The organism is Candidatus Binataceae bacterium (assembly GCA_035508495.1).
Lineage (GTDB): Bacteria > Desulfobacterota > Binatia > Binatales > Binataceae > JASHPB01.
The window spans coordinates 1-24,856 of record DATJMX010000069.1; the positions used below are offsets into that span (position 1 = coordinate 1).

21 protein-coding genes are annotated in these 24,856 nt (G+C 60.4%); 8 read left to right on the plus strand and 13 right to left on the minus strand.

The window, feature by feature from the left end:
- Window positions 1-258: 258 nt before the first annotated feature.
- The 11 genes from VMA09_20395 to VMA09_20445 all read right to left on the minus strand — a co-directional run bounded on the left by VMA09_20395 (window position 259) and on the right by VMA09_20445 (window position 13,081).
- Window positions 259-2,631 carry a response regulator gene (locus VMA09_20395; GenBank protein HUA35983.1) on the minus strand — a complete coding sequence of 791 codons (2,373 nt, stop codon included), beginning with the start codon at window positions 2,629-2,631 and terminating at the stop codon, window positions 259-261.
- A complete protein-coding gene (locus VMA09_20400; protein HUA35984.1) occupies window positions 2,628-2,813 on the minus strand; it encodes a hypothetical protein in 186 nt (61 codons plus the stop codon). Before VMA09_20400 ends, VMA09_20395 begins: the two co-directional genes overlap by 4 nt.
- A gap of 176 nt (window positions 2,814-2,989) precedes the next feature.
- On the minus strand, window positions 2,990-4,147 hold the full coding sequence (locus VMA09_20405; GenBank protein ID HUA35985.1) for an ABC transporter permease: 1,158 nt from the start codon (window positions 4,145-4,147) through the stop codon (window positions 2,990-2,992).
- A gap of 26 nt (window positions 4,148-4,173) precedes the next feature.
- Window positions 4,174-5,337, minus strand: coding sequence for an FtsX-like permease family protein (locus VMA09_20410; protein HUA35986.1), 1,164 nt, complete (start codon window positions 5,335-5,337; stop codon window positions 4,174-4,176).
- Window positions 5,338-5,457: 120 nt separating this feature from the next.
- Complete coding sequence (locus VMA09_20415; protein HUA35987.1) at window positions 5,458-6,459, minus strand: hypothetical protein; 1,002 nt, start codon at window positions 6,457-6,459, stop codon at window positions 5,458-5,460.
- 208 nt (window positions 6,460-6,667) lie between these two features.
- Window positions 6,668-7,834, minus strand: coding sequence for an ABC transporter permease (locus VMA09_20420; GenBank protein HUA35988.1), 1,167 nt, complete (start codon window positions 7,832-7,834; stop codon window positions 6,668-6,670).
- On the minus strand, window positions 7,831-8,934 hold the full coding sequence (locus VMA09_20425) for an FtsX-like permease family protein (GenBank protein ID HUA35989.1): 1,104 nt from the start codon (window positions 8,932-8,934) through the stop codon (window positions 7,831-7,833). Before VMA09_20425 ends, VMA09_20420 begins: the two co-directional genes overlap by 4 nt.
- 228 nt (window positions 8,935-9,162) lie before the next feature.
- The gene (locus VMA09_20430) at window positions 9,163-9,930 is read right to left on the minus strand and encodes a DUF455 family protein (GenBank protein ID HUA35990.1); all 768 of its coding nucleotides are present in this window, start codon (window positions 9,928-9,930) and stop codon (window positions 9,163-9,165) included.
- A 48-nt stretch (window positions 9,931-9,978) separates the two neighbouring features.
- Window positions 9,979-10,830, minus strand: coding sequence for a fumarylacetoacetate hydrolase family protein (locus tag VMA09_20435; GenBank protein ID HUA35991.1), 852 nt, complete (start codon window positions 10,828-10,830; stop codon window positions 9,979-9,981).
- 49 nt (window positions 10,831-10,879) lie between these two features.
- The gene (locus VMA09_20440) at window positions 10,880-12,394 is read right to left on the minus strand and encodes a 4-hydroxyphenylacetate 3-hydroxylase N-terminal domain-containing protein (protein HUA35992.1); all 1,515 of its coding nucleotides are present in this window, start codon (window positions 12,392-12,394) and stop codon (window positions 10,880-10,882) included.
- Window positions 12,395-12,406: 12 nt separating this feature from the next.
- Window positions 12,407-13,081, minus strand: coding sequence for a helix-turn-helix domain-containing protein (locus VMA09_20445; protein HUA35993.1), 675 nt, complete (start codon window positions 13,079-13,081; stop codon window positions 12,407-12,409).
- 186 nt (window positions 13,082-13,267) lie between these two features.
- On the opposite strand from VMA09_20445, the gene VMA09_20450 reads away from it, so the two are divergent.
- On the plus strand, window positions 13,268-14,626 hold the full coding sequence (locus VMA09_20450) for a TrpB-like pyridoxal phosphate-dependent enzyme (protein ID HUA35994.1): 1,359 nt from the start codon (window positions 13,268-13,270) through the stop codon (window positions 14,624-14,626).
- Between the two features lie 15 nt (window positions 14,627-14,641).
- On the plus strand, window positions 14,642-15,712 hold the full coding sequence (locus VMA09_20455; GenBank protein HUA35995.1) for a nitrilase-related carbon-nitrogen hydrolase: 1,071 nt from the start codon (window positions 14,642-14,644) through the stop codon (window positions 15,710-15,712).
- Here the strand turns inward: VMA09_20455 and VMA09_20460 are convergent.
- Together VMA09_20460 and VMA09_20465 are read right to left on the minus strand one after the other, a co-directional pair.
- Complete coding sequence (locus tag VMA09_20460) at window positions 15,703-16,983, minus strand: MFS transporter (protein HUA35996.1); 1,281 nt, start codon at window positions 16,981-16,983, stop codon at window positions 15,703-15,705. The two genes, VMA09_20455 and VMA09_20460, sit on opposite strands and share 10 nt — an antisense overlap.
- Before the next feature lie 33 nt (window positions 16,984-17,016).
- Window positions 17,017-17,790, minus strand: coding sequence for a hypothetical protein (locus tag VMA09_20465; protein HUA35997.1), 774 nt, complete (start codon window positions 17,788-17,790; stop codon window positions 17,017-17,019).
- Between the two features lie 165 nt (window positions 17,791-17,955).
- On the opposite strand from VMA09_20465, the gene rfbC reads away from it, so the two are divergent.
- From rfbC to VMA09_20495, 6 genes are all read left to right on the plus strand, one after another.
- Entirely contained in the window at window positions 17,956-18,513 is a 558-nt protein-coding gene (gene rfbC / locus VMA09_20470; protein HUA35998.1) for a dTDP-4-dehydrorhamnose 3,5-epimerase, read from the plus strand.
- 2 nt (window positions 18,514-18,515) lie between these two features.
- Window positions 18,516-19,349 (plus strand): dTDP-4-dehydrorhamnose reductase, encoded by an 834-nt coding sequence (gene rfbD / locus VMA09_20475; protein ID HUA35999.1) that lies wholly within the window; start codon window positions 18,516-18,518, stop codon window positions 19,347-19,349.
- Window positions 19,350-19,427: 78 nt separating this feature from the next.
- On the plus strand, window positions 19,428-20,510 hold the full coding sequence (locus VMA09_20480) for a hypothetical protein (protein ID HUA36000.1): 1,083 nt from the start codon (window positions 19,428-19,430) through the stop codon (window positions 20,508-20,510).
- A gap of 24 nt (window positions 20,511-20,534) precedes the next feature.
- A complete protein-coding gene (locus tag VMA09_20485) occupies window positions 20,535-21,575 on the plus strand; it encodes an LLM class flavin-dependent oxidoreductase (GenBank protein ID HUA36001.1) in 1,041 nt (346 codons plus the stop codon).
- A gap of 15 nt (window positions 21,576-21,590) precedes the next feature.
- Complete coding sequence (locus VMA09_20490; protein ID HUA36002.1) at window positions 21,591-22,424, plus strand: acyl-CoA thioester hydrolase/BAAT C-terminal domain-containing protein; 834 nt, start codon at window positions 21,591-21,593, stop codon at window positions 22,422-22,424.
- A 470-nt stretch (window positions 22,425-22,894) separates the two neighbouring features.
- Window positions 22,895-24,817: an amidase family protein gene (locus VMA09_20495; protein ID HUA36003.1), complete on the plus strand. Its 1,923-nt coding sequence runs from the start codon at window positions 22,895-22,897 to the stop codon at window positions 24,815-24,817.
- Window positions 24,818-24,856 lie beyond the last annotated feature (39 nt).

The following is a 24,856-nucleotide window of genomic DNA, read 5'->3' on the forward strand; positions in this document are numbered from 1 at the left end:
GCGATCGCGAGCTGATGGAATCCCATCGCATCGCCGACCGCGTGTAACTCCTCGGCCTGGTATTGCTGCACGTCGATCCAGCACAGCTCGCCCGGCCCGGGCGGCTTCACGCGCGATTGATTGTCTATGAGTTTCGTCGACGTTCCGTTGAATATGATGGTTCGCAACATGGCAGACCGGCCTGCGCCTCTGACGCAGCATCAGCTACCGAAGCTTCAACTCAGACGCAAGTTAAATGTGCGGCCGGCGCCACGCGGGTCACGCGCGATGCTGTAGCGGTCCGCTGACGAGCGCGCCGGGGCCGCAATTCTCGGCCGCCGGGCGATTAGCTGTCAGGCCGTCGATCGCGCTGATCAAGATGCTCTTCTTGACGGGCTTGGCGACGTGACGATCCGCGCCCGCCTCCAGCGTGCGGCGAACATCATCCTCGAGCGCCGACGCGGTGAGCGCGATAATCGGCAGCCGCGGCGCTGCCAGCGTCTGCTCCCATTCGCGAATCGCGCGCGTCGCCTCCAGGCCATCCATCACCGGCATCTGGATGTCCATCAAGATCACGTCGTACTTGCCGTTCTTGACCTTGGCGACTGCGATCGCGCCGTCCTCGGCTTCGTCGAGCGCGTAGCGCGGATTCTTGAGATAAGCCCGCACCAGCAATCGATTGTCGGGTGAGTCATCGACCAGCAGAACTCGCAGCGAGGGCTTGGCAGGCTCAACCGCTTCTTTCTTGTTTGCCACTGCAGGCGCAGCGGCCGGCGCTGCCTCGGGATTTGCCTCACGCTTATGCGACATCGCAATTGCGATCGACTCATAGAGGTCCGCGCGCCGCACCGGTTTGACCAGGTGCGCATCGAGGCCATACTTGCGCGACTTCGCGATTTCCGATTTCAGATCGTCCGACGAGAGCATCATCACCGAAAGCGCTCCGTAGCTGAGCGATTTGATCCGCTCCGCGACTTCGAAGCCGTCCATCCCCGGCATGCGGCAGTCGAGCAGAATCAACCGATAGGGCTTGGCGCTCTTGCTCGAAGCCTCCAGCATCGCGAGCGCCGTCGCTCCATTGTCGGCTTGATCGACGATCGCGCCGCGGCTCGCCAGCATCTCCCGCAGGATGAGTCGATTGACTGCTTGGTCATCGACGACCAGCACGCTCACCCCTGACAGGACGGCGGTGAGGTTGCGAGTCTTTTCGACAACCGCTGCGCACGGTCCGTCAACCACGGTGAAGCTGGCTGTGAAGTGAAACGCGCTGCCCTTGCCGACCTCGCTCTCGACCCACACCTCGCCGCCCATCAGCGTGACGAGCCGCTTGACGATCGTAAGTCCGAGTCCGCTGCCGCCGTACCTGCGCGTGGTCGAAGAATCGGCCTGCGTAAATGCGGAGAAAATCTGATCGAGTTTGTCCTTGCTGATCCCGATGCCGGAATCGACGACTGAGAAGTGCAGCCAGCCCGGTTCGGCGTTCGGGCAGCGCTCGACATTGAGCACGATCTGTCCGTGCTCGGTGAACTTGACCGAGTTGCCGATCAGGTTCACAAGGATTTGCCGCAGCCGCAGCGGATCGCCAATCAGATGGAGCTGAACGTCCGGCGCGATATGCGCGGCGAGCTCTACTCCCTTGCTGTCCGCGCGCAGCGCCAGCGTCTCGACCACCCGATCGGTCACTCCTTCGAGATCGAATTCGACTTGCTCGAGTTTGAACTTTCCAGTCTCGACGCGCGCCAGGTCCAGGATGTCGTTGAGCAAGCTGAGCAGCGCCGCGCCGTTGTTGGTCATGATATTAAGGAACCTGCGCTGATCCGGACTGAGGTTGGTCTCCTCGAGCAGCTCTGCCATGCCGAGAATGGCGTTCATCGGCGTGCGAATCTCGTGCGACATGGTCGACAGGAATTCCGACTTGGCGCGCGATGCCGTGAGCGCGGCCTCGCGCGCCGCAACCAGCTCGGCGGTGCGCTCGTCGACCTGGTGCTCGATACGCTCGTTAACCATCTCGAGGTCGGCCCGATGCGCCGCCATTTTTTTCATCTCGCGAGTACTCTGAACGATCGAGACCGAGAGAAAAATATCCTCGAATACCACCCACGCGCTGTGCTCGAGCCACCGCCATTGTTGGACGACCAGCACACCGTAAACGCACTGCGGGACATATTGCCCAAACAGGTAGTGATGCAGCGCCACCACGGCCGAGGCTGTGAGCAGGACCTTCCAGTCGCGGTAAAAAGCTAGAAACGCGAGCGAGCCGAAAATATGAAAATGAAATTCGATCCGTCCATTGCCAACGTTGATCAGAAGCGCGCACATCAGCATCTGACAGACCGCGATCGTGTGACGCGTGAGAACGGTGCCCGAATAGTACAGCGCCAGGCCGACCGTGAGCGCCGTGATCGCGCCACCCAGCAGCACGACGAACATCATCCGCGACAGTCCAGGTATCGGATCGTTGCTGAAGAGCGGCGGAATCCACCACGCCGCCAGCATTGCGCCCAGCCACTGCAGTGGCATCAGCACTGCGAACAGTTGATCGGTGCAGTGAAAGAAGTACTCGCGCGTGCCGTCAAAGATCGCCCGCGCGCGCTCATCCGCGGCGCGATCGATCGCCGAAGGCACGACCACCTCGTGGGCTGAGAGGGTCATGCCTTCCACGCCATCCCCTCCTGGCTGGACGCGGAATTGGCCGCAGGCACGGCTGGCGCCGTTGCGGCCGACAGCTCGCGTATTACTAGCAGTTCAGAGGCGATGACAACGAGCCAGATGAGCGCCGCGACACCTGCGATCGCAAGCTTGTGCGGTGCTTTCGCTTTCAACCTACGAGGCATGACAAACCTTCGGCGCCATGTGCGATGCGCGCATGGCACCCTCCCGCGATCTCATCAGCAAGAGCGATGCCTTCGCGTCGGTCGAATGGGCGAGCGATAGCGTGCCGACAACAATCGATGTGACAAGCAGTGTCGCGAACGCGGGACGCGATGTCCCGTTTTCGAACAGCGATGTTTCAGACGATCTGGCGGAATGCCAGCGCCGGAGGAATCCGCAGTGCTTCGATAATCGGCACCACGCCGCTGACGATGCACACCAGCGCCGACACGATTACCGCGCCAAGCGCCTGCTGAGGCGTAACCCACAGCGCGCCGTTGCCGTTGAGCACCACGCCGAGCGTGATCCCGTCATAGAACATCTTGAGCGCGAGCCCGCCGCCGATCATGCCGCCAATGATGCCGATGAGCAGACACTCGCCGAACAAGATTCCTGAGACGGCGAGCCGCGAGAAGCCGAGCGCGCGCATCACCGCGACTTCGCTCAAACGATCACGCACCATCATCGCGGTCGAATTCGCGGCAATCAGGAACACGGTAAGAACCACGACCGCGATCAGGGCAAAGATGATCCCGCGCAAATTACCGAGCGCTGACAGTCCCGAGGCGAGCGCGTCGCTCTCGGTTATCGAGCGCGTTTCGTAGTCGGAGTTGTGAAAGTGATCGTCGATTTCCTTGGCCAGCGGCGCCAGCGTCGCGGCGCTGTCCGAGCGCACGAACAACTGCCATGCGATATCCTCGTCGCCCAGGCCGTTAGCCTTGCGCGCTTCCATCAGGTAGTCGCGCCGGATGAGAAAGGTGTTCGGATAGCGAGTCGTCGGCACCACGCCCTTGATGATGAATGGCAACTCCATGTGCTTGGAGTCCGTCCCCCGCAACGTAATCTGCTGTCCGATCTTCCAGTGGTATTTCGCCATCAGCACGGGACCGACGATCGCTGAGCGGCGTTCCGCCCTGACGGTTTTCTCGATCTCGTCGGAGAGCCGGTAGTCGGGAAACACCTGGCGCAGTTGTGGGCCGCCCGCGATCGTGAACACCGGCTCACTCGGATTGCGCCAGGTCGCGAACCATCCGGTGAACGCCACGCACGCGCCCGCTCCCGGCATCTCGCGGATTTCGTCGCAGTAACGCGCGGGCAGATCCTCCCATGGCGCCGTTTTGTTCAGGACAACCAGCCGCAGCGTTCCCGTGGCCTCGTTGACGACGCGGTCCATCGAGGCAGGCACGCTCACCAGCACCGTGTAAACGAAAGCGGCGAGCGCGATCGTGAGCGTAGTCAGAATCGTGCGCCGCAAATTGCGCCGCATGTTGCGCTCGATCAGCTTGAACAGCTTCATTGTTGCAAACCGCCTCCGCGCACCGCTCAGACCGCGCGCAGCGATTCGATCACGCCGATTCGCGACGCTCGCCAGGCCGGCAGGAGTCCGCCGACTGCGCCGATGATAATCCCCGCCAGCATCCCGGAGATAAATGCGCCGGGCGTTAACTGGAATCTGAAAATGAACGAACCGACGTTGAGCAGTTCACCGGTCAGGCCCGTTGCGAATGCCACGACGACACCGAGTATTTCTCCCGCGATACCGCCCGCGAGTCCGAGCAGCACGCTCTCACTGATAAACGAAACCAGAACGTTGATACGGTTGAAGCCGAGTGCCCGCAGAACGCCGATCTCGCTCGTGCGCCGCGCGACCGCCGCATACATCGTGTTCATTGCGCCGAAAACCGCGCCGATCGCGAGAATCATCGCGACGATCAGTCCCAGCGATCGCAACTGCTCGACGAAACCAGTCTCGCGCGCGTAGAACTCCTGCTCCGACACCGCGTCGAGTCTCACCCGCGCGTCGGTGTTGAGCGAATCCTGGAATGCCGATTCCATACCCGGCTTCAGCACCACGTGCAGCGATTCGAAACCGCTGTTGAAATGAACTTCCTGTGCCAGCACATCGAGGTCGGTGAAAACCTCGGACTCGCGCGCGCTGTCGTTGTCCGAGAAGATGCCGACGATTTTGAAGTCGCGGCGGCCGAAACGATAGGTATTGCCGACCCCGAGATTCGGATAGCGGGCCGCCAGCTTGCGCCCAATCGCCATCTCGGCCGCGCCGTGCTGCGGCCAGCGGCCATCGACGATCTTGAGCTCGCGATGAACCTGGTAGGCGATCGGATAGAGCCCGCGCAGCATCGTAGACATAGAGGCCAAGCGCGGCGCGTCGGGGTTGGGATTGAAGCCGGTTGAGATCTCAGGCGAGATCAGCGGCGCCCCTTTCGCGTCAGTAACAATCTGTGGACGACTCTTGATGATCTCATACTGGTCGCGGCTGATATAACTGTCGGGCTCGCTGGTAGTGCCGCGGCTCAGCACGATCCAGTTGTCGAGCACGGCGTTGCGCATGACAGTTTGTTTCAGACCTGCCACAAATCCCGACAGGATGAAGAGCAGCATCACCACCAGCGCGACGACGATCGCCGTCATGGCAGAAGTGGTGCGCCGCACCATTAGGCTGCGCAGGTTGTAACGTATAGGAATCACCGCCGCGATCTCCTTTCGGAACGAGGCCGGATCAAACCGCCGCAAAGGCTTCAGGAATGCAGTAAGCTAGCAGTCCGATAAACGCCAATCCAGAAGGTGCGGCGCAGATCGTGGTGTTGACTATTTGCTCGCCGAGACCCGCTCGCGCTCGCTTCCTATGTAGCCGAGCAACTCACGCGCGAGGTCATCAACTGTCTGCACCAGGGCGAGGTCGAGCGGCCGCATCAGCTTCTGCATGTGCATCAGATCGCCCTCTTCTTCGTCGCGCGGCTCGATGCCACAGAAGAAAAATCCGCGTGCCTCCAAGGCCGCACACAACGCCGGCGCTGCGGGATCAGCCAACGGAATCTCAACGAACACGACCTCCGCATCTCCATTCGCAAGATGGCTCGCAACCTCGTTTTCAAGATCGCTGATAGTGTGCGAGCCGCCGCGCCGAATCGTGACCGTAGCTTGCTGCTCGCTCGTCTCGAATGACGACTCGATCGTCAAGGCGACGGGCGCCGGCTCGCTTGCAGGTGCAACCTCGACTTTGCGGCCAAGCGCGGCGAAGATTTTTACCGCCATCTGCTGATGATGGGCAGGAATGTGCACGCGCAACGCGCCCGGACGCCGCAAGTATTTGAAATACGTAACGAGGCTGATGCGCTGCGGAAAATTCTCGAGGCGATGCGCCGCGGCGGGCGCCGATCCCAAACGGAATCCCGTCGGCACCGCTTTGAACAGCTCCTCCATCTTCTGGCTGTACACGTGATGCGTGACGGCGTTGCCGTAGATGCCGATCAAGTCGATCCGAGCGGCTTCCTCTTCGAGCAACACGCGCATCCGATCGAGCAGATGATGGTGCTGATGCGCAGGCAGGACCATCGCCTCGCCGGTCTCGGCAAATAACCCCAGGTCCGGCCGCTCGAGCGCATAGTGGCCAACGACGCCCGCCTCCTCGTGCAAGGCGACGACCGACAGCCGCTCGCCACTCTCGTTCATCCGCAGCAGCGCGGCGGGATGGTACACCTCGGCGTGAATGTACCCGGGACCATTGACGGCCTCGGTCAGCCCAGGAATCGCCTGCGCATCTTCAGGCAACAGCCGTCGTACGCGATACAGTTGAGGATCAGAATCCATCGCGAGAATTCTGCCAACACTTCCGGGTCATACTCAAGATGGTGAAAATCAGTACGCCGCGCTGCGGCGACGCACTGACTTCGATGCAGCGGCATGAACGCGATCTCGGTTCGCGACTCGACATTCGGAGAAATCCGCCCAGCTCGTGGCGCGCCGTCCGCGAAGACCTTCTGCCGCGGCGAATTGCCCAGACCTGGAGTCCAAGACTTCAAACAATTTTACGAATTGCTATTGCAGGCGGAATTCGGACGGCGCGCATCACGGGCACTATCGCGCTGAGGACGCTTACGCACATCGCTAAGAAAACCGCGCCAATTGCGATGTCCGGGGCGACTGCCATGTAGCCGAGATCGCCGGTCAGAGCGCCAAGTGATATTCCCCGGTGAAATAGCAACAGCGCGACGCAGGCGCCGGCTAGTCCACCTAGCGCGCCGATTAGAAGCGCTTCGATAAGAAGCATCGCCACAGCGTGCCCCCTTCCGAAACCTACTGCTCTCAATACGGCCACCTCGGTTATGCGGTCCCTTACCATCATCGCCATCGCGTTGGCCGCGATTAGAAAAATTGTCACAAGGATCACGCTGCACAGGCTGAAGGCGATTGCTCTTACATCGCCAACATCTGTGATAACGCTGTTAAGTGAATCAGATTCATCAGTCGTTTCAGTTTCGGCGGGCGAATTGCGGAAAGTTTCGTCTATTTCCGCAATCGCCTGGTCCATGTTCTCGCGCCGATCGACTTTGACTGCCAGGAAAGATGCAAGGTCTTGCGAACTCGAACCATAGCTATCTTTAATTGCATCATCAAAAAGCTGGCGATTGAAGAATAGCGACCTTGCCGTAAGCAAGGTCGGCAATTCCAGCATCGGGATCAGCGTCAAAGTCACTTTGCTGTCCGCGTCCCGCAGCGTGATCGGCTGGCCAAGTTTCCAACCGTATTCGCGCATTAATACTCTGCCGACCGACGCACCCCGACGATCGGCCTCAAGCTTCTTACGGATATCGGGCGGGACCTGGTACTCATTGGTGCCACTGACGGTAAATATATCCTCGGTTACTCCGAGAGCCATGATGTGGTCACGTGGGTCGCGGTAGATCGCGTTAAATTCTATTTCGGGTGCACACGCGACCACGTGCGGCATCTTCTTGATCTGGTTACAATATTTCGCCGGCAGGCCGTAAGAGTTGTGCGCGATCGTGATAAGCCGAAGCCCCTTGGCGGCATCTGCAGCGATGCGGTCCATCGATATTGGTACTGCTACCAGAATCGTAGAGAGAAAGACTGCGACGGCAAACATCAGGCTGATTAGAGCAGTTCGCCAGAATTGGCGCCGCATGTTGCGCAACGCTATGAGCCACAAGCGCGCGGCAATCATGGGTCCCTAAGGGATTCAACCACGCCCATGTGAGCGGCGCGCCATGCGGGTGCCAGACCGCCAAGAATACCGATAAGTGCGGAAGCGGTTATGCCGGCCAGCACCGCAACTACCGTCGATTGATATGAGAAGTATGTCGATCCTACGCTGAGCAACCGGCTGTTCAGCCCCGTTCCCCAAGCTGTTAAATAAGCGAGCAACGCGCCCGTGATTCCGCCAGCAACGCCCAGGACCGCGCTCTCCGCCACGAAACTATTGACTATGCTGCCGGGCGAGAATCCCAGCACCCGCAACACGCCGATTTCGCGTTTGCGCCGTGCAACCGCGGCAAACATAGTATACATCCCGCCGAAGGTGGCGCCGATTCCGAGAGTCAGAGCTACGATGAGACCTAGCGAGCGGAGCTGATCGATGACCCGGCTTTGTTCGGCGTAGTATTCGCGCTCGGACAGAACGTCAAAGTTCAGCCGTCCATCGCTCTTGAGAGCTTGCTTGAATGCTTCGGCGGTACCGGGCTTCAGCACCACGTGGAGTGAATTTGCGATGTCGCTTGGATACCTTCCGTCGACCAGCAAATCCTCGTAGTCGGTCCATATCTCCGATTCACGGGCGCTGTCGTTATCTGAGAATATGCCTGCAATCGTCCAGTTTTGACGTCCATAGTGAAACGAAGTCCCTGGCTTAAGGTAGGGCTCACGCGCATATACCTTCTGTCCAATGACCCACTCAACTTGACCGCGCGCGGGCCATCGTCCGCTGACCAGGTGCATGCCGCGATGTACTTCATATGCGTTCGGCGTCGCGCCGCGCAGCAGGACGAATCGGCGCACGTGCTTGTCGCGGCTGATATTGACGCCTTGGAGGAGTTCGCGCGAAATGAGCGGCCGGCCGTTGCTGTCAACGGCGATTTCCGGCCGCACGCTCACCATTTCAATTTCGTCGTAGGTAACGGCGCTCTGTCCCTCGTCCTGTGCGCCTCGGCTCAGAAGGATCCAGTTGCGATCGCCACTTCCATTCAAGATTGTTTGCTTGAGCCCATCTACGTAGCCGAACAGTACTATGAAGATCATTGCGACCATGCCGAGACCCAGCACGGTCATCAATGATGTTCCTCCGCGTTCGAGCAAGCTCCGTACGTTGTAGCGGATTGGAACCATACGCCCCTTGCTGAAGCGGGAACGTAGCACCTCGGCCGACAGCCGGATATGGTGAATTTACTGTTTTACGACTGATCGTCAAGTTGCGCCTGATACGACGATCTAGCCGTAGGCCACCAACTACGACCCCACCTGCGCAGGGCCGCCTGATTGGCGTCGCAATAAATTACTTCAGTAAGCGGCGCTGCGGCGGGCTGAGTCGGCGAGGCGTTTGATTTCGTCTTCGGTGAAGCCGGCGAGCAGGCGCGATTCGCGTGCGATTGCGATTAGCCTGCCGTCGTCTTTTTGCAGATCTTCGCGTGCGCGGCGGCGGCCGCGGAAATTCAGATCGGCGTCGACGCCATCCTGGAAGGCCTGCGCTCTGGCGAGGCGCTCGGGGTCGCCCTCGGTCAGACGGCGCATCCACTTCGAGCCCATCCGCACGTGGGTAATTTCGTCGGCTAACACGTAGTCAACGGCGCGCTCGATAATCACATCGCCATTGTGCTGCGCAATTCGAATCAACTGCTCGAAGGTGTCGCAGGCGAGGCCCTCGAGACCGCGGTTCATTCCGGCGACACGCGCAGCGGGATCATCGGTGAGGGTGCAACTGTAAAGAAGATCGGTCTCGACGTAATCACCCGGCCGCGCACCGAGATATTCCAGCAGCCGCTCGAAGATCTCGGTATGCCGCGACTCGTCCCAAATCTGTCGCGCCATGTCGAGCTGGAATTCCCACGGCGCGTCGGGAAAGTCGAACAGCGTGCGCCCCGCGGCCTCCATCGCCTGCAGCTCGCCCGTGTATATCGTATGCAGCCGCGCGCGCAGATGCTCTTCATCGAGAGGCACGATTACGCCGGTGAGACCCTGCTCGGCGCGAATCGCGCGCATCTTCTGCACACTCATCACGATGAAGTGCTCGGGCCGCGCCAGCATCTCGGCCGGAAGAAATCGCCTCATAGCTGAGATGGTACTCCGCTTTTAGGTCGAAGCCACCCTCGCCGCCCGTTATCGCGCCTCGGGGCGAACCCAATCCGACCCGAGCGCTACACGCCGCACCGAATCGGTGTCGCTGCCCTGGTGCCCAACCTGATTTGCGGCTGCGGGCGCTTCGACGACGTTGTTCATCAGGCGTCCAATGCCGCTGACTTCTACTTCAACCGTATCGCCCACGTTCATCGGCCGTGAGTTCTTCGGCGTTCCACTCAATATCACGTCGCCGGGAAGCAAAGTGATATAGCGGCAGAGGTCGGCGAGTATGTAGTCAATCGGAAACAGCATTTCGCTGACGTTGCCGTTCTGCACGACCTTGCCGTTGATGTAGGTTTTGAGGGTAGAGTCGCGGACATCGACGCCGCGCACGATTCCCGGTCCGATCGGACAAAAGCCGTCCATGCCCTTGACGCGCAGCATCGAGCCCGCGTCGGTGTCGCGAAAGTCCTGGCATCCGACATCGTTAGCGGGCGCGAAGCCCGCAATATAATTCCAGGCTTCGGCGCGGCCGATGTTGCGCATCGGTTTGCCGATAATAACTGCAACTTCACCTTCATAGTTCAGATACTTGCGCCCCGCCGGACGGCACAGGCTGCCGCGATGGGAGTTGAGCGCGGTGGTCGGCTTTTGAAAGTAGGTGGGCGTTTCGATTGTCGGCGCTTTGAACTCAACGCGCCGCGACTCATAGTTCAGATGAATGCAGAGAATTTTCGTCGGATCGCACGGCGGAAGATAGGTCGCCTCAGCTTCCGCGATCGTGCGCCCGTCGCCAAGCTTCAGGCGATCTCCTTCGCTGTGAACCCATTCGGGATGTCCCTGGAAAAGGATTCGCCGCAATTCTTCTCTTGGTCCGTTAAGCACACTCATTGGATACTCTCCCGATTAGTCAGTTGGTTGAATGTGATCTGGTTTGCGACTACTGCTTGCGAAATCCGGACGCGGATCGCGGCAGGTTAACAACCTGCGGCGCTGCGGATGCGTGGCCGTTTGAAGGTTGTGCGATACCGAGTATTTGATCGACCAGCCGACGCGCGCGGTCTTTCGGCGCAAGCACATTAGCCAGTTGCATATTGCGCGGCCCGGATGCCAGGTAGAATCGCTCGTAGAGCACGTTGCGACCGGCGAGTGCCGTGCCGACGAAATCCCACGCCAGGCGGAAAACCCGCGCCCGCTCTTCGGCACTTACTCCCTTCGCGCCGCAGAGGAATTTTTCGATCAGTGGCCGCATCTTCGGATCATCGAATTGCGCCGCGCTTGGCGTTGCCAGCAGATTGTGCGAGCCAATTAACGTGATGATTTCTGCAACCCGCGGGAACCAGGTCGGCAGTATGGCGCGCAGTGCGGCGAGCGGAGCACCGTTGGGAAAGCATACGCCGTTGCCATAGACGAACGCTTCGTCCTCCGACGCCTTGATAGCGGCGCGCACCAGTTCCCCATAGGTCCAGATTTCGCCGAGCAACTGCGACGTTGCGGGAGAGACATCGTTGATAATTTCCGCCATCCGCGATGCCAGTCCGTACGCAAACTCGAGCTTGGTTTGTGCGCGAATCATCGTCTGCTGCATGACGTTCGGGTACCAGCCCGTCGTCATCACGGTGTTGTAGGCCTTGATATTGGAATCGATAAAGACGCGGTCGCGCGGAATCTCGACATCGTCGAAAATCACGAACGCATCCTGCTCGTCGAAACGTGTCGAGAGCGGATGGTCGAATTGACTACCTGTGGTCGAGCAACTGTCGCGGCACAGGAACTTGAGCCCCGGCGCACCCATCGGAATGCAGAACGAGAGCGCGTACGCGTCGGCGCCCTCGGGCAGCGGCATGGCGGGATAGACCGCGAGCTCATCGGCAAACGGCGCAAGCGTCGCCAGGATTCGCGCGCCGCGCACGACGATGCCGTGCTCGGTGTCGGCGACTTTGTGCAGCGCAACCTCGTTGCCGGCCTGAGGAGCGTCGCCCTGCGCCTTGTCGATCGTGGGCTGCACGATAGTATGTGTGAGCGAAATGTCATTGCGGCGCAGGAACTTCTGATACTGCACGAGATTCGCCGCGCCGCGCTCGTTGCCATTGATCGCCCATTCGTCGGCGCGCCCCGCAAAGCCCGCGTAGGTCACATTCATATAGTCGGGCGTGCGGCCCATGAGGCCGACGGTGAATTCGGCGATCGTCTGGAGGCAGCGATGACGCCGATCGAGATCCTCGCGCGAGTGCGGAATCATGTGGCTCATGTTGATGAGCTCGCCGGTCTCGGGATCGGGCATCAGGCACGCGTCAGCGTTCGCGTGCTGCAAATCGAATACACTCGCAATTGTCGCGGCGCCGCCGGCAAGCGCGGGATGCGCGGCGATGTCGCCGACGCGTTCGCCATCGACCCAGACTTCGCGCGTGCCTTTGAGGCCGCGTAGAAATTCCTTTCCGGTTCGTGCCGGCATGCGAATTCTCCTTTAGTCGCGCGCCCCTCGTCGCGATCGCGCGATGGTAAGTCCCTGCAACTGGAGCTCGAGTGATGCGCGCAGGCGGCGATCGCGCGACTCGGCGGAAGTTCCCTCACGCCCGAGCCATCGCTGCAGCGTTGCAAAGTAAAGCGCAAAAAGGTTCTGCGCGAGGAGCGCCGGCAGCAGGCTGGAATCAAGTTCGTTGCGCTCCTGGGCTCGCTCGATCAAGTCGGCGATCCGCTTCAGCAGCGCCGCCATGAAGGTCGCGACGCCATGGCGGCGGTTATCGACGAACGGCAACTCCTTGACGAACACGCGTGCGAGGCCGGGATTACGCTCGTGATGCGCGATCATGGCGCCGAACACGCGCAGTAACTGATCGATAAGCCTGCGCTCGGTCATGGTGTGGAATGCTTGATCGACAGCGGCGCCGATTTCCTCGCGAAAAATCATGACCAGGAGATCTTCCTTGGTTCCGGCGTAAAGAAAGAGCGTGCCGGCGCCGATATCCGCCGCGCGAGCGATTTCGCGCGTCGTCGTCGCCTCGAAACCCTTGTGGCCAAAGAGAGTACGCGCGGCACGCTTGATACGCTGGAGCTTGTCGCGCTTCTTGCGTTCGATGCGTCCCGGCGCGGCGCCATTGGTCGAAGGTTCCGCGACCAGCACTTTAAGCTGCGAAGTCATTTCTGAGCGTGCTCAGTTTTGAGCGCAGTCAGATTTAATCAAACCTCGGCCAAACGTCAAGCGCGGCCAGGTGCGGCGGCGCGCTTGAAAGTGCGGCCTGCGCGATGGGATTATCCGAGCCGCTAGAGTCTCCGCGCGCGTTTTGCCGGCGCGGCGCGCACCGCAACTCCAGGCACTCGACAACAAATGCCCCAAGTAAAAATTCTTCTCGACGAATCCGAAATTCCCAGGCACTGGTACAACATCGTCGCGGACATGCCGAATCCGCCCGCGCCGCCGCTTGGGCCCGATGGCCAGCCGATTTCGCCCGAATCGCTCGCCGCGATTTTTCCCGCCGCGATAATCGAGCAGGAAGTCGCGCGCGAGCGCTGGATCCCGATTCCCGAGGCGGTGCGCGAGATCTACCGCCAGTGGCGGCCGACGCCGATGTTCCGCGCGCTGCGGCTCGAAGCGGCACTCGGGACCCCCGCGCGCATCTACTATAAGTACGAAGGCGTGAGCCCCGCGGGCTCGCACAAGCCGAATACGGCGGCAGCGCAGGCTTACTTCAATCATCGCGCAGGTGTTCGCCGTCTCGTCACCGAGACGGGCGCGGGACAATGGGGATCGGCGCTAGCACTCGCGGGCCAGATGTTCGGCATCGACGTGCGCGTGTTCATGGTGCGCGCCAGTTACGAGCAGAAGCCATTTCGACGCTCGATGATGGAAACCTGGGGCGCGCAGGTTTTCGCCAGCCCGAGCAGCGAGACGCGGGCGGGCCGTAAGATTCTCGATTCCGATCCCGATTCACCCGGCTCGCTGGGGATGGCGATCTCGGAGGCAGTCGAGGAAGCGGCCTCGCGCAAGGATTCGAACTATGCGCTGGGCTCGGTGCTCAATCACGTCATCCTACATCAGACCGTGATCGGCCTCGAAGCGCGCAAACAGTTCGAGAAGGTCGGCGACTATCCCGACGTCATCATCGCATGCTGCGGCGGCGGTTCGAACTTCGGCGGCAGCGCGTTTCCGTTCTTCGCCGACAAGGCCGCGGGCAAAAATCTGCGTCTCGTAGCAGTCGAGCCGGCCTCCTGCCCTACCCTGACGCGCGGTCACTACGCTTATGACGCGGGCGACACCGAAGGCCTCACGCCGCTGATGCTGATGTACACGCTGGGGCGCAACTTCGTGCCGCCCGCGATTCACGCCGGGGGACTGCGCTATCACGGCGATTCGCCGCTGGTCTCGCAGCTGCATCATGAAGGATTAGTTGAGGCAGTCGCGGTTGCGCAGCTCGCTACATTCGAGGCCGGCGTTCAGTTTGCACGCACCGAAGGGATCATCCCGGCGCCTGAGGCCAACCACGCCATCCGCGTCGCGATCGACGAAGCGCTCGAATGCAAGCGCACTGGCGAACCGAAAGCGATTTACTTCACATTGTCGGGGCATGGCCACTTCGACATGGCCGCCTACGATCGCTACTTCAGCGGACAGCTAACGGACTACGCCTACCCCGGAGAGGAAATCGAAAAGGCACTCAACGAGTTGCCCAAGGTCGCGCGCGGCTGACGCGGGAGGCTCATGATGATCAAGCCGTACACGGCAGTGGGCTTAATCCCGACCGCGCGCGGAATCCGCAGGCGCGCCGATATCGCAAAGAACCTCGATCACATCGCGCATCTGGTGAAGGCCGCGGCATGGCTGTCGAGCCTGGACTTGCCGGTGCGGCTGCTTGCGATTCCAGAGGGCGCGCTGCAGGGATTCAATGACGAGGTGCTCGATCTCGATCACGTTCAGTTCGCCCGCGAATGCGCAATCGATATTCCCGGCGAAGAGAGCGCGGCGCTCGGAAAAATCGCGCGCGAGTTCGATTGCTTCGTCATCGCGCAGGCCAAAGCGCGGCATCCGGACTGGAAGGATCGCTTCTTCAACGTCGGTTTTATCCTCGATCCCAAAGGCGAAGTGATCTTGCAGCACTACAAGGTGTCGCCGCTGTTTCCGGTTGAGCACTCGGTGTGTCCGCACGACATCTTCGACTGGTGGATTGAGAAATACGGTGCAACGCTCGACGCGTTCTGGCCGGTGGTCGATACAGAAATCGGGCGGCTTGGAATCATGATGGCCAACGAGGGTTCGTATCCCGAGAACGCGCGCGCGCTCGCGCTCAACGGCGCCGAAGTCGTTTACCGCGCATCCTATCCGCATCCTGCGACGGGCAACGAGATGTTCGAGATCCAGAGCCGCGCCCGCGCGCTCGACAACAACATGTACATCGTCGCGCCCAACATGGGCACGTACTACATCGATGCCGAGTCGGACACGCCAATTGACACGTTTGGTGGCCGCTCGATGATCATCGACCACCGCGGGCGGATCGTCGGCAAGCAGGAATACGGCGGCGTCTCGACCTACGTCGCGGGCGTGATCGACATCGAGGCGCTGCGCTTCCATCGCGAGAGCGCCCAATGGGACAACTGGCTGAAGGACATTCGCACCGAGCTCTATCAACTCATCTATCAGGATCCCATCTATCCGAAGAATCTTTATCTGAACCGCGCGCCGATGAAGCATGCCGAATATCGACGCGAAGTGATCGAGAAGCAGATCGCGCTGATGCAATCACGCGGCATCTGGAAGAAATCGTCCTATGAATGAGCTACCGCCGCGCGCGGCGCCGCTCGCATTCCGCCGCTGCGCCTTGCGATCCAGACCAAAAGCGCGATCGCAGGCAGGGTCACGACGGTGGTGAGCATGAAGAACGGCACCCAGCCGAGGCGATCGGCGAGGACGCCGCCCGACGACGCGAACAGCGTCCGTCCCACCGCGGCGAGCGACGACAGCAGCGCATACTGCGTGGCGGTGAACGCGGGCGAGCACAGGTCGGAGAGGTAGGCGACGAGAGCCGCGCCCGCCATCGCGCCGGTGAGGTTTTCCGCTGCAACGCACAGCGCGAGGTATCCGATCCGATGCCCCTCGAGCGCCTGCACCACGTAGAAGAAATTGCCGACCGACTGTAGAAGGCCGCATACGATAAGCGCGCGCATCACGCCGAGCTTCGCCGCCACGATACCGCCGACCAGCGCGCCGATAATCGTGGCGAAGAAGCCAAAGAGCTTCGATACCGCCGCGATCTGCGCCAGCGAGAAATGCAGCGACACGTAGAGCGGCATCGCCATCACGCCCGCGAGCGCTTCGCCGAGCTTGTAGCCCACGATGAAGATCAGGATCGCAGCCCAGACTGGCCGCTGCATGAAGTCCACGAATGGACCAACGACTGCGGTCTCGAGCCACGCACCGGCTGGTCCGTCCGCGCCTTCATTATTAGAAGGCGGCTCGGGGCCGAAGATGAATACCGCCATGCCGATCGCGAGCAATGCCGCCATCGTCGCGTAGGCCGCGAACCATCCCGCGAGATCGGCGACAATCAACGCGCCCGCGCCCGCAGCCAGCATCCCGAGTCGATAGCCGGTTTGAATCATCCCGGCGCCCGGACCCTGTTGATCCTCGCTCAGCAGTTCGACGCGGTATGCATCGATCACGATGTCCTGGCTTGCTGACAAGAACGCGACGATGAGCGCGAGCACGCCCATCCTGCCAAGGCCGCGGTGCGGGTCGCAGAGCCCAAGGCCCAGAGTCGCTGCGACGAGCGCGATCTGAATCGCGAGGCCCCAGCCGCGGCGGCGGCCAATCGGGATCGGCGGCGGCAAGCGATCGATGAGCGGCGACCATAGGAACTTGAAAGCGTATGGCGTCCCGACCAGCGCGAAGGCGCCGATCGCGGAACGGCTGATGTGCGCGGTCGCGAGCCACGCGGAGAGCGTTGAGAAGGTGAGCAGGAGCGGCAGGCCGCTGGCGAAACCGAGCGGCAGGATCATCAGCACGCGGCGATCAGCGTAAACCTCGAGCGCGCGCCGCCAGCCGCCCATTTCATCCTCCTCCGCGACGCCGATGCGCCGACGCTAATCTTCGCTGTGCACGACCACCACGCGCCGCGAGTCGCCGCGCGCGCTGTCGAGAGGCAACCCCAGGTGTTCCGTCAGGCGCGATGCGATGACGACGATCGAACCGGGCGTCTGATGCGCGAGGCGCGCGGCGCTGCGTTCCGACAGTACATCGGTGCGCGGGCGTCCGCCGATCTTCTTGTGCGCGCGCTTGACCATTTCATGCAGCTCTTCGTCCGGACCACGTCCCTCGCGCGGCACCATCAGCGTGCGCATCTTGCATTTGCGGCCCGCGGCGATTCGCACTGAGATCTCCAGGGCGGATTCTCCGTCTGAGCTGTAGTCAACGACCGCGATCACGCTTTCCTGGGGATGCGCGGGTCCGTAGATGAGAACCGCGACTTTGATCCCGGTACCTTCGACGCGGCGCAGGACATCGCCGACCGTGCCGCCACGATAATCGGGAGTCAACTCGGGGCGATGCGATCCCATCAGGATCCATCGCGCGCCCCGCGCCTGCGCCGTGGCGACGATATCCGTCGCCGGATCATCGGTCCACGTCGGCGGCGAAGCGAGCGACGCGTTGCGGCTCGTCAGGAATTCCTGCACCGATGTTAATGCCGCGGAACCGGGCTGCGCTTCCTGGGCAATCGCCTGCGCACGCCGCGTCATCAACAGAACGTGCGGCGTCGGCTCGTCGGGTTGGGTGGCGGCGAATGCGAGGTCGAGAAGCGGTACTACGCCCTCGGGATTCGAGATCGGGACAACGATGCCCCCGTGCTCGGTACTCATACGACAGCAGGGAGGCTAGCAGGAGCCTCACGCGAATTAAATCGCGCCCGCGAGATCGCTCCTATTTCCGAAATCGACGAGCGCCGCGACAGACTGACCTCATCTCGAATGCGAGTTGGGTCTTCAACGTGGTAGAATTTTGAGCCAGGAGTTCGGTGCCTATCGGTGAAAGTGACGAGGACAAAGTTTGACGGCGTGCTGTTGATCGAACCGGACGTGTTTCGCGACGATCGGGGCTTTTTCTTCGAGACCTACCAGCGCCGCAAGTATCGCGAGATCGGAATCGACCTCGACTTCGTCCAGGACAATCACTCGCGCTCGGCGCGCGGCGCAATCCGCGGCATCCACGCACAAGTCACGCATCCGCAGGGCAAGCTCGTGCGCGTATTGATGGGCGAGATCTTCGACGTCGTGGTTGATATCCGCCGCGGCTCACCAAGCTTCGCGCAATGGATCGGTTTGTCGCTGAGCGCGGCCAACTTTCTGCAATGCTACGTGCCACCCGGCTTCGCGCACGCGTTCTGCGTCGTCAGTGATTTCGCCGAGGTCGAGTACAAGTGCACCGATTTCTACCACCCGAACGACGAGCTGCGAATCATCTGGAACGATCCGACCATCGGCGTTAAATGGCCAGTCACCGAACCGATCCTGTCCGCCGGAGACGAGGCGGCGCGCCGGCTCGAGGATCTGCTCGACAAGCTGCCCAGGTTCGAGGGTCAGTAGCGATGCGCATCCTGGTCACAGGTGCAGACGGACAACTTGGACGTTCGCTGTCGCGCGCGCTCGATCAGCATCAAGTAACGGGTCGAACGCATGCGGAACTCGACATCACTGATGCTGATGCAGTTCGCGCGGCGATCGTAGCGGTCGCGCCCGACGTGGTTATCAACGCCGCGGCATACAACGACGTCGACGGTGCCGAGAGCCATGCTGAGCTGGCTGAGGCCGTCAACGTTCGCGGCCCCCGTATCCTCGCTCTCGAATCGACCGCCCTGGGGATAGCGATCGTTCATGTTTCCACCGACTATGTCTTCGACGGCCGCACCAGTCGTCCATATTGCGAACACGATGCGCCCAATCCTCTCTCCGCGTATGGCCGCAGCAAACTGGCTGGCGAGATCGCGGTGATGGATGCGAATCCGATGCACTTCATCGTCCGCACTGCGTGGCTGTTCGCGGCAAATGGAAAGAACTTTCTAAATTCGATGCGGGCGCGGGCGGAGCGGAGCGAATTGCGCGTGGTTGCCGATCAGTTCGGCTCGCCGACATATGCTCCTCATCTTGCGCGAGGCATCGCACGCCTGATCGATACCGACGCCTACGGCCTCTACCATATGGCCGGCTCGGGCGGCACTTCCAGATACGATCTCGTGCACCACCTTTTTGCGCTGCTCGGCATCAAGACCAGGCTCGTGCCTGTCAGCCAGAGTGAATTTCCCGTGGCCGCAACGAGACCTCCTTACAGCGTGCTCGCGACGATCCGCGATGCCGAATTCGTCCTGCCGCCCTGGCAAGACGGCGTGAGCGCCTTCGCGAACGAGGTCCGCCAACGCATCTGAGCGGATGGCTATAGTCGCCACCACGGCTATTGCGCTTGACCGCTTCGCGATGTCGCCCTATGTAAGCTCACCAGCTTTGTGATCGATAACAGACAGGTGCTGAAGACTCGCACGATAGTTATCGCGGCGCTATTTCTCGTCGCATTTTGCCTATGCGGTCGCGCGGAAGCGGCGCTGTCAGCAGCCAACGCACCGGCGGCCAACTCATTACTCAGTCCGCCTCAAACCGACGGCCAGTTGATCCCGGTTGCGATCGCAATGCGCATCATAAACCTTTCGGATATCGACGAGGTTACTCAACGCTTCCGAATGGTGGGCTATCTGGTGGCCGAATGGAAGGACGATCGCCTCGCGTTTACGCCTTCGGCCCCGTGGGAAAAGTTCCGCGTCTATGCGGCTGACCAAGTCTGGTGTCCGCACTTCGATTTCGTCAATGGCGTTGCCCCCCACGAGGCGCACGACGTTACGATGCGCGTATTTCTCGACGGGACCGTGAGGTATTCGGAGCGCTCCAGCGCCGAACTCTCCAACGTTTTCAATCTGCGAACCTTTCCCTTCGACCGGCAAACTCTTGAAATCCTGATCCATCAGACAGCGGCTGAGGATAGAGTGGTCGCGCTCTCCGAGCTGCACGGCGAAAAATCCTTGAGCGCCGAACCGCGGGTCTATTCAGAGCTGGCGCAATGGCAAATGACCGGCGCCGATTCGAGCGTCGAGGAAATTCCCGGCATCGGAGGCGAACCTATTACCGAAGTTCGCTTCAGCGTTTCGATGGTCCGTCGCTACAACTTTTATATCTGGAAGGTTTTTCTGCCGCTGCTCTTGATGGTCGTGCTATCGTGGACCGTGCTCTGGGTCGATCCGACTGAGTTGAGCGCTCAAACCACTATTTCGGTCACCACTATTCTCACCGTCATCGCATTCGCATTTGCAATCCAGGCCAACCTGCCGAAGGTGCCTTATCTCACCTTCATCGACCTGTTTTTTCTCGTCTGTTATCTGTTCGTCTTCCTTACTGCGATCGAAATCACCGCGGTACATATCGCTGGACGCTCGGGACATATCGCGCGCGCGCGCCGTCTAATTCGCACCTTCCGGCTGGTATTGCCAATCTCATTCGCGGCGATCATTCTGCTTATCATTATTTACTCATTTCACTAATCAGGAAGAAGCAAGCTCCGCAGGATGAACAAAATGACACTCGACTTCGGCCTTTTCGATCATCTCGAGCGACTTGATATTCCACTGGAGCAACTTTACGCGCAGCGGCTTGATCTGATTGTGGCTGCCGAGACCGCGGGTTTCTTCTGCTATCATCTGGCGGAGCATCACGCGACACCGCTCGGCTGCGCTCCGTCACCTGGCCTCTTCCTCGCTTCCGTCGCGGCGCGCACGCATCGAATTCACTTCGGGCCGTTGGTCTATCTGCTACCCTTGTATGATCCGATGCGACTTGCGGAAGAGATTTGCATGCTCGATCAAATGAGCGGCGGCCGGTTCGAGGTTGGTGTCGGCCGCGGCGCATCGCCATTTGAGCTCGCTTACTTCAATGTAAACTTTCTCCAATCGCGCGCGATGTTTGACGAGGCGCTGCAGGTACTCGTCTCAGCGCTGCGTAGTCATAGAGTGTCATACGAGGGACGCTACTATCGTTATGCCGATGCGCCGCTGGAGCTCGCGCCCAAGCAGAACCCGAATCCGCCTTTCTGGTATGGTGCCTCTTCGCCGAGCGCAATTGCATATTCGGCGCGGCATGGAATGAATGTCGTAACCGGTGGCCCCAACGCCATCCTCAAGGCCGGGTTCGAAGCTTATCGTTCGATGCGCGAGACAAGTCGTAACAGCGACGACGATCTAAATCCGCAAGTCGCAGTGCCGAAGTTCGGCGGTGTCCGTCACTGTTTCGTCGCCAAGACCGACGCCGAAGCGATGGAAATCGCGCGCCCAGCCTATCGCCATTACTACGCAAACATCACCAAGCTGTGGCGCGATTTCAACACGGTGCCAATTATATTTACTGACGATCTGGATCGCGCCATCAAAGGCGAGGCTGCGATCATCGGCTCACCGGCGACGGTGCGCGATAAAGTTACCGCCTACGCCGAGCAGAGCGGATGCAATTACCTGGTTCTGTCATTTGCCTGGGGAAGCCTGACCTACGAGCATTCGCGCCGCTCGCTCGACTTATTCGCAAGCGAAGTAATGCCTCATTTCGTCGAAAGCTGAGCAGCAGCACCGGATATGGACGTTCACGAGCAACTACTCACTGGCGAAGTGCAGGGCGCGTTGCTGACGCCTGAGCGACCAGGCGGTTTAGGGGTGATAGTACTCGGCGGATCGAGCGGCCGCGTGGACGTCGCGCGAGCCAGCCTCTTCGCATCCCGCGGCGCAACAGCACTGGCACTGCGCTGGTTCGGTGGTGCGGGACAGTCTCCCGTTATCGCGGAGATTCCGCTGGAACGGTTCATAGCAGCTACAGACAGACTGATTGATCTGGGATGCGACAGAATCGCTTTCGTCGGTACATCGCGAGGCGCGGAAGCTGCGCTGCTGGTGGCGATCGAAGATCCTCGCGTCGATGTGGCCGTCGCGATCAGTCCATCTTCCGTAGTATGGGCGGGCGACGTATGGCCGCCGCGCTCGTCATGGACCCGTAACGGAACGCCCCTGCCGTTCGTTCACTACGATGTTGAAAACATGCCTGTGCGAGGCGACCAACCCGTGTCGTATCGTCGTTACGCGGAGAGCAGCCTCGCGCGTTTCGCCGACGAAGTCCCAGCAGCCTCAATCGCGATTGAAAATGCACGCGCTCAAGTAGCCCTTGTCGCCGGCGCTGATGACGCGCTTTGGCCTTCCGACGTTTGCGCGCGCGCACTCGCCGATCGACTCACGGCGACCGGAAAGAATCCTGTGTTAGTCACTCATCCGGATGCCGGCCATCGAGTCTTGCTGCCCGGTGAAACAACCCCGCGATCCACGCTGAACGCACACGGCGGCAATGACGATGCGGATCGTGCGCTCGGCGCCGCCGCGTGGACAGCAATCGAATTGCTGTTGCGCTTTCCATCTCCATGACCTTCCGAACCACACTGAGTAGCTTGATATTAGCTATTTAGATTCCGCCGTTTACTGAAAATACAGACCGGTATAGTTTACCAGTCACTTTGTTGACTCCGAGCTGCAGTGAATCACCTGATCGTAGTCCATAGAAGTTTCTCTAGTAGATAGAATTTTCTAGCGATGCCGAGCCACCGAGCCCGTGCGGGCAGCAGGCTGATGCCTCTTTGGTCAGAAGCCGGATGCTCTGAACGATCGCTTCGAGCGCTACCTGTCAAATTCCGGCGTGCAAATTTCAATTAAGCGGTTCGGTCTGTAATTTGCAGACGCTCCATTTCCCATCACGGCTCTGGGAGGAGCTTCTAGTTATGTTTATGCGTTTGCGCGGCCCGCGAGGGCTGAAGGCGGGATTGCGTCCGGCGATCCTTGCCATGGGTTTGTCTACGCTCGCAGGTGCAATGCCTGCGCGCGCAGGTTCGGTTCCAGTCTTGCCTGCACCGTTCAGCTTACCGGTGCTGCCGTTTCCGCTGCCCAAGTTGCCATTCGGATCGAAGTTTCATCTGCTCGACGCGACCATCGATGATGTCCAAACAGCTATCAAGGAGCATCAGTTAACCTGCACAGAACTGGTCGAGTACTATCTCGCACGAATCAAGGCCTACAACGGAGTATGTGTCGATCAGCCGAATGGGCAGCTCGGCGCGATCACCGTCGAACCCAACGTCAATCAAGTCAATGCCCTGATGACGCTGAATTTGCGGCCCGCGAACCGAATGCTGTTCGGTTTCGATGCGCATCATGCGCGCAGCCAGACTGATCTGGTGGACGGCGATCCGAGCATGCCCGACGCGCTTGAAACGGCGGCCGCCGAGGACGCCTCGTTCAAGAGAACAGGCAAGATGAGTTCGCTCTTCTGCGTGCCAATGGCGATCAAGGACGAGTACGATACCTTCGATATGCGCACCACGAGCGGCGCTGATGCTCCCTATGCGAATGATCGTCCGCCCAAGGATTCGGTGTTCGTGACGCGCTTGCGTAATGCCGGCGCGATCATCCTCGCCAAGACCAACATGGGAGAGTATGCATCCGGCAGCGACCGCAGCTCGTGGGGCGGCGTGATGTGCAATGCCTACGATTCCACGCGCAGTGCGGGCCATTCGAGCACCGGTGTCGGCCTTGCGATTACTACCAACATGGCGATGTGCGGGATCGGCGAGGAATCCGGCGGATCGATCATTCATCCCGCCAACTGGAGCGACGATGTCGGCCTCGCCCCCACGCAGGAGCTGGTGCCGCGAACCGGCATGATCCAGGCTTCACTTTATAACGATCGCGTCGGTCCGATCTGCCGCACGGTGAACGACACCGCGAAAATCATGGACGTGATCGCGGGCTATGACCCCAGCGACGAGTTGACCGCCTTCAGCGTCGGCCAGATGCCCGACGCGCCCTATTCTTCGTTCACCGATCCGTCGACCTTGAAGGGATCGAAGCCGCTCGCGGGAATCCGCATCGGCGTGCTGCGCGAATGGGACGTGCCATGGACGATCGCCGATCAGGAATCGGTCGATCTGATGGAAAATGCCATTCCGGTCTTCGCCAAACTGGGCGCGACAATTGTCGATCCAGGTCCCAATAACAACTTGTTCGACGATGTCATCCCGCAGTTGTTCCCATATCTCGAATCAGCGACTTTCCAGAGCGATGAGCCGGGCCTGTTCTCGTCCAATTCGCAGATGAGCGAGATCCTGGCGCTGTGGTTCAACACCGCCCTCTATCCGAGCGACGTCGACGCACCCAATATCCGCAACCTCGGACCGTCGAACTCGACTGGCGAGCTGACATATGTTTTGAGCCGCTACCTGGAAAACCGCGGCGACGCGAACATCCAGACGATCAACGATCTCGCTACCAAATCGAACTTCTGGGTAGATCCCAACATGGGAACGTCACAGCAATCGAGCCTCGCCAGCGCGGCAACCGTTACGACTCTGAGTGTGACTGCCAAACAGGTGCGCCGCTTCACGCTCGAGCAGATCGTGCGGCAGAAACTGGCCAAGGACAATATCGATGTAATAATCGCGCCGACGACTACTATTCCGCCGTATGTGTTGACCGATCCCACCGAGCCGACAGTGCACAATCGGCCGAGCAATGGCTATTCGACACTCGGCGCAAACGGTATTCCGGAGCTCACGGTTCCTTCGAGCTTCACGACCGTTTCCTACGATCGCACGCGCCCGAACAATACCCTCGTGGGTCCCGTTTCAACCAAGCTGCCGTTCGGAATCCTGCTGCAAGGCGCGCCATTCAGCGAACCGCTCTTGTTGCACGTAGCAGCAGCCTACGAACAGGCAACGCACGGACGTGTCCCGCCGCCGCTGTTCCCGCCAGTTCCAGGAGAGCCGTAATCCGCTATCCCCGGCCGAATAATCGTGGAGCCGCCGGCA

Coding starts and splice junctions, on each gene's coding strand:
- VMA09_20395 (HUA35983.1), bottom strand. CDS start 2,631: ATGACCCTCTCAGCCCACGAGGTGGTCGTGCCTTCGGCGATCGATCGC.
- VMA09_20400 (HUA35984.1), bottom strand. CDS start 2,813: ATGCCTCGTAGGTTGAAAGCGAAAGCACCGCACAAGCTTGCGATCGCA.
- VMA09_20405 (HUA35985.1), bottom strand. CDS start 4,147: ATGAAGCTGTTCAAGCTGATCGAGCGCAACATGCGGCGCAATTTGCGG.
- VMA09_20415 (HUA35987.1), bottom strand. CDS start 6,459: ATGGATTCTGATCCTCAACTGTATCGCGTACGACGGCTGTTGCCTGAA.
- VMA09_20420 (HUA35988.1), bottom strand. CDS start 7,834: ATGATTGCCGCGCGCTTGTGGCTCATAGCGTTGCGCAACATGCGGCGC.
- VMA09_20425 (HUA35989.1), bottom strand. CDS start 8,934: ATGACCGTGCTGGGTCTCGGCATGGTCGCAATGATCTTCATAGTACTG.
- VMA09_20430 (HUA35990.1), bottom strand. CDS start 9,930: ATGAGGCGATTTCTTCCGGCCGAGATGCTGGCGCGGCCCGAGCACTTC.
- VMA09_20435 (HUA35991.1), bottom strand. CDS start 10,830: ATGAGTGTGCTTAACGGACCAAGAGAAGAATTGCGGCGAATCCTTTTC.
- VMA09_20440 (HUA35992.1), bottom strand. CDS start 12,394: ATGCCGGCACGAACCGGAAAGGAATTTCTACGCGGCCTCAAAGGCACG.
- VMA09_20445 (HUA35993.1), bottom strand. CDS start 13,081: ATGACTTCGCAGCTTAAAGTGCTGGTCGCGGAACCTTCGACCAATGGC.
- VMA09_20450 (HUA35994.1), top strand. CDS start 13,268: ATGCCCCAAGTAAAAATTCTTCTCGACGAATCCGAAATTCCCAGGCAC.
- VMA09_20455 (HUA35995.1), top strand. CDS start 14,642: ATGATCAAGCCGTACACGGCAGTGGGCTTAATCCCGACCGCGCGCGGA.
- VMA09_20460 (HUA35996.1), bottom strand. CDS start 16,983: ATGGGCGGCTGGCGGCGCGCGCTCGAGGTTTACGCTGATCGCCGCGTG.
- VMA09_20465 (HUA35997.1), bottom strand. CDS start 17,790: ATGAGTACCGAGCACGGGGGCATCGTTGTCCCGATCTCGAATCCCGAG.
- rfbD (HUA35999.1), top strand. CDS start 18,516: ATGCGCATCCTGGTCACAGGTGCAGACGGACAACTTGGACGTTCGCTG.
- VMA09_20485 (HUA36001.1), top strand. CDS start 20,535: ATGAACAAAATGACACTCGACTTCGGCCTTTTCGATCATCTCGAGCGA.
- VMA09_20490 (HUA36002.1), top strand. CDS start 21,591: ATGGACGTTCACGAGCAACTACTCACTGGCGAAGTGCAGGGCGCGTTG.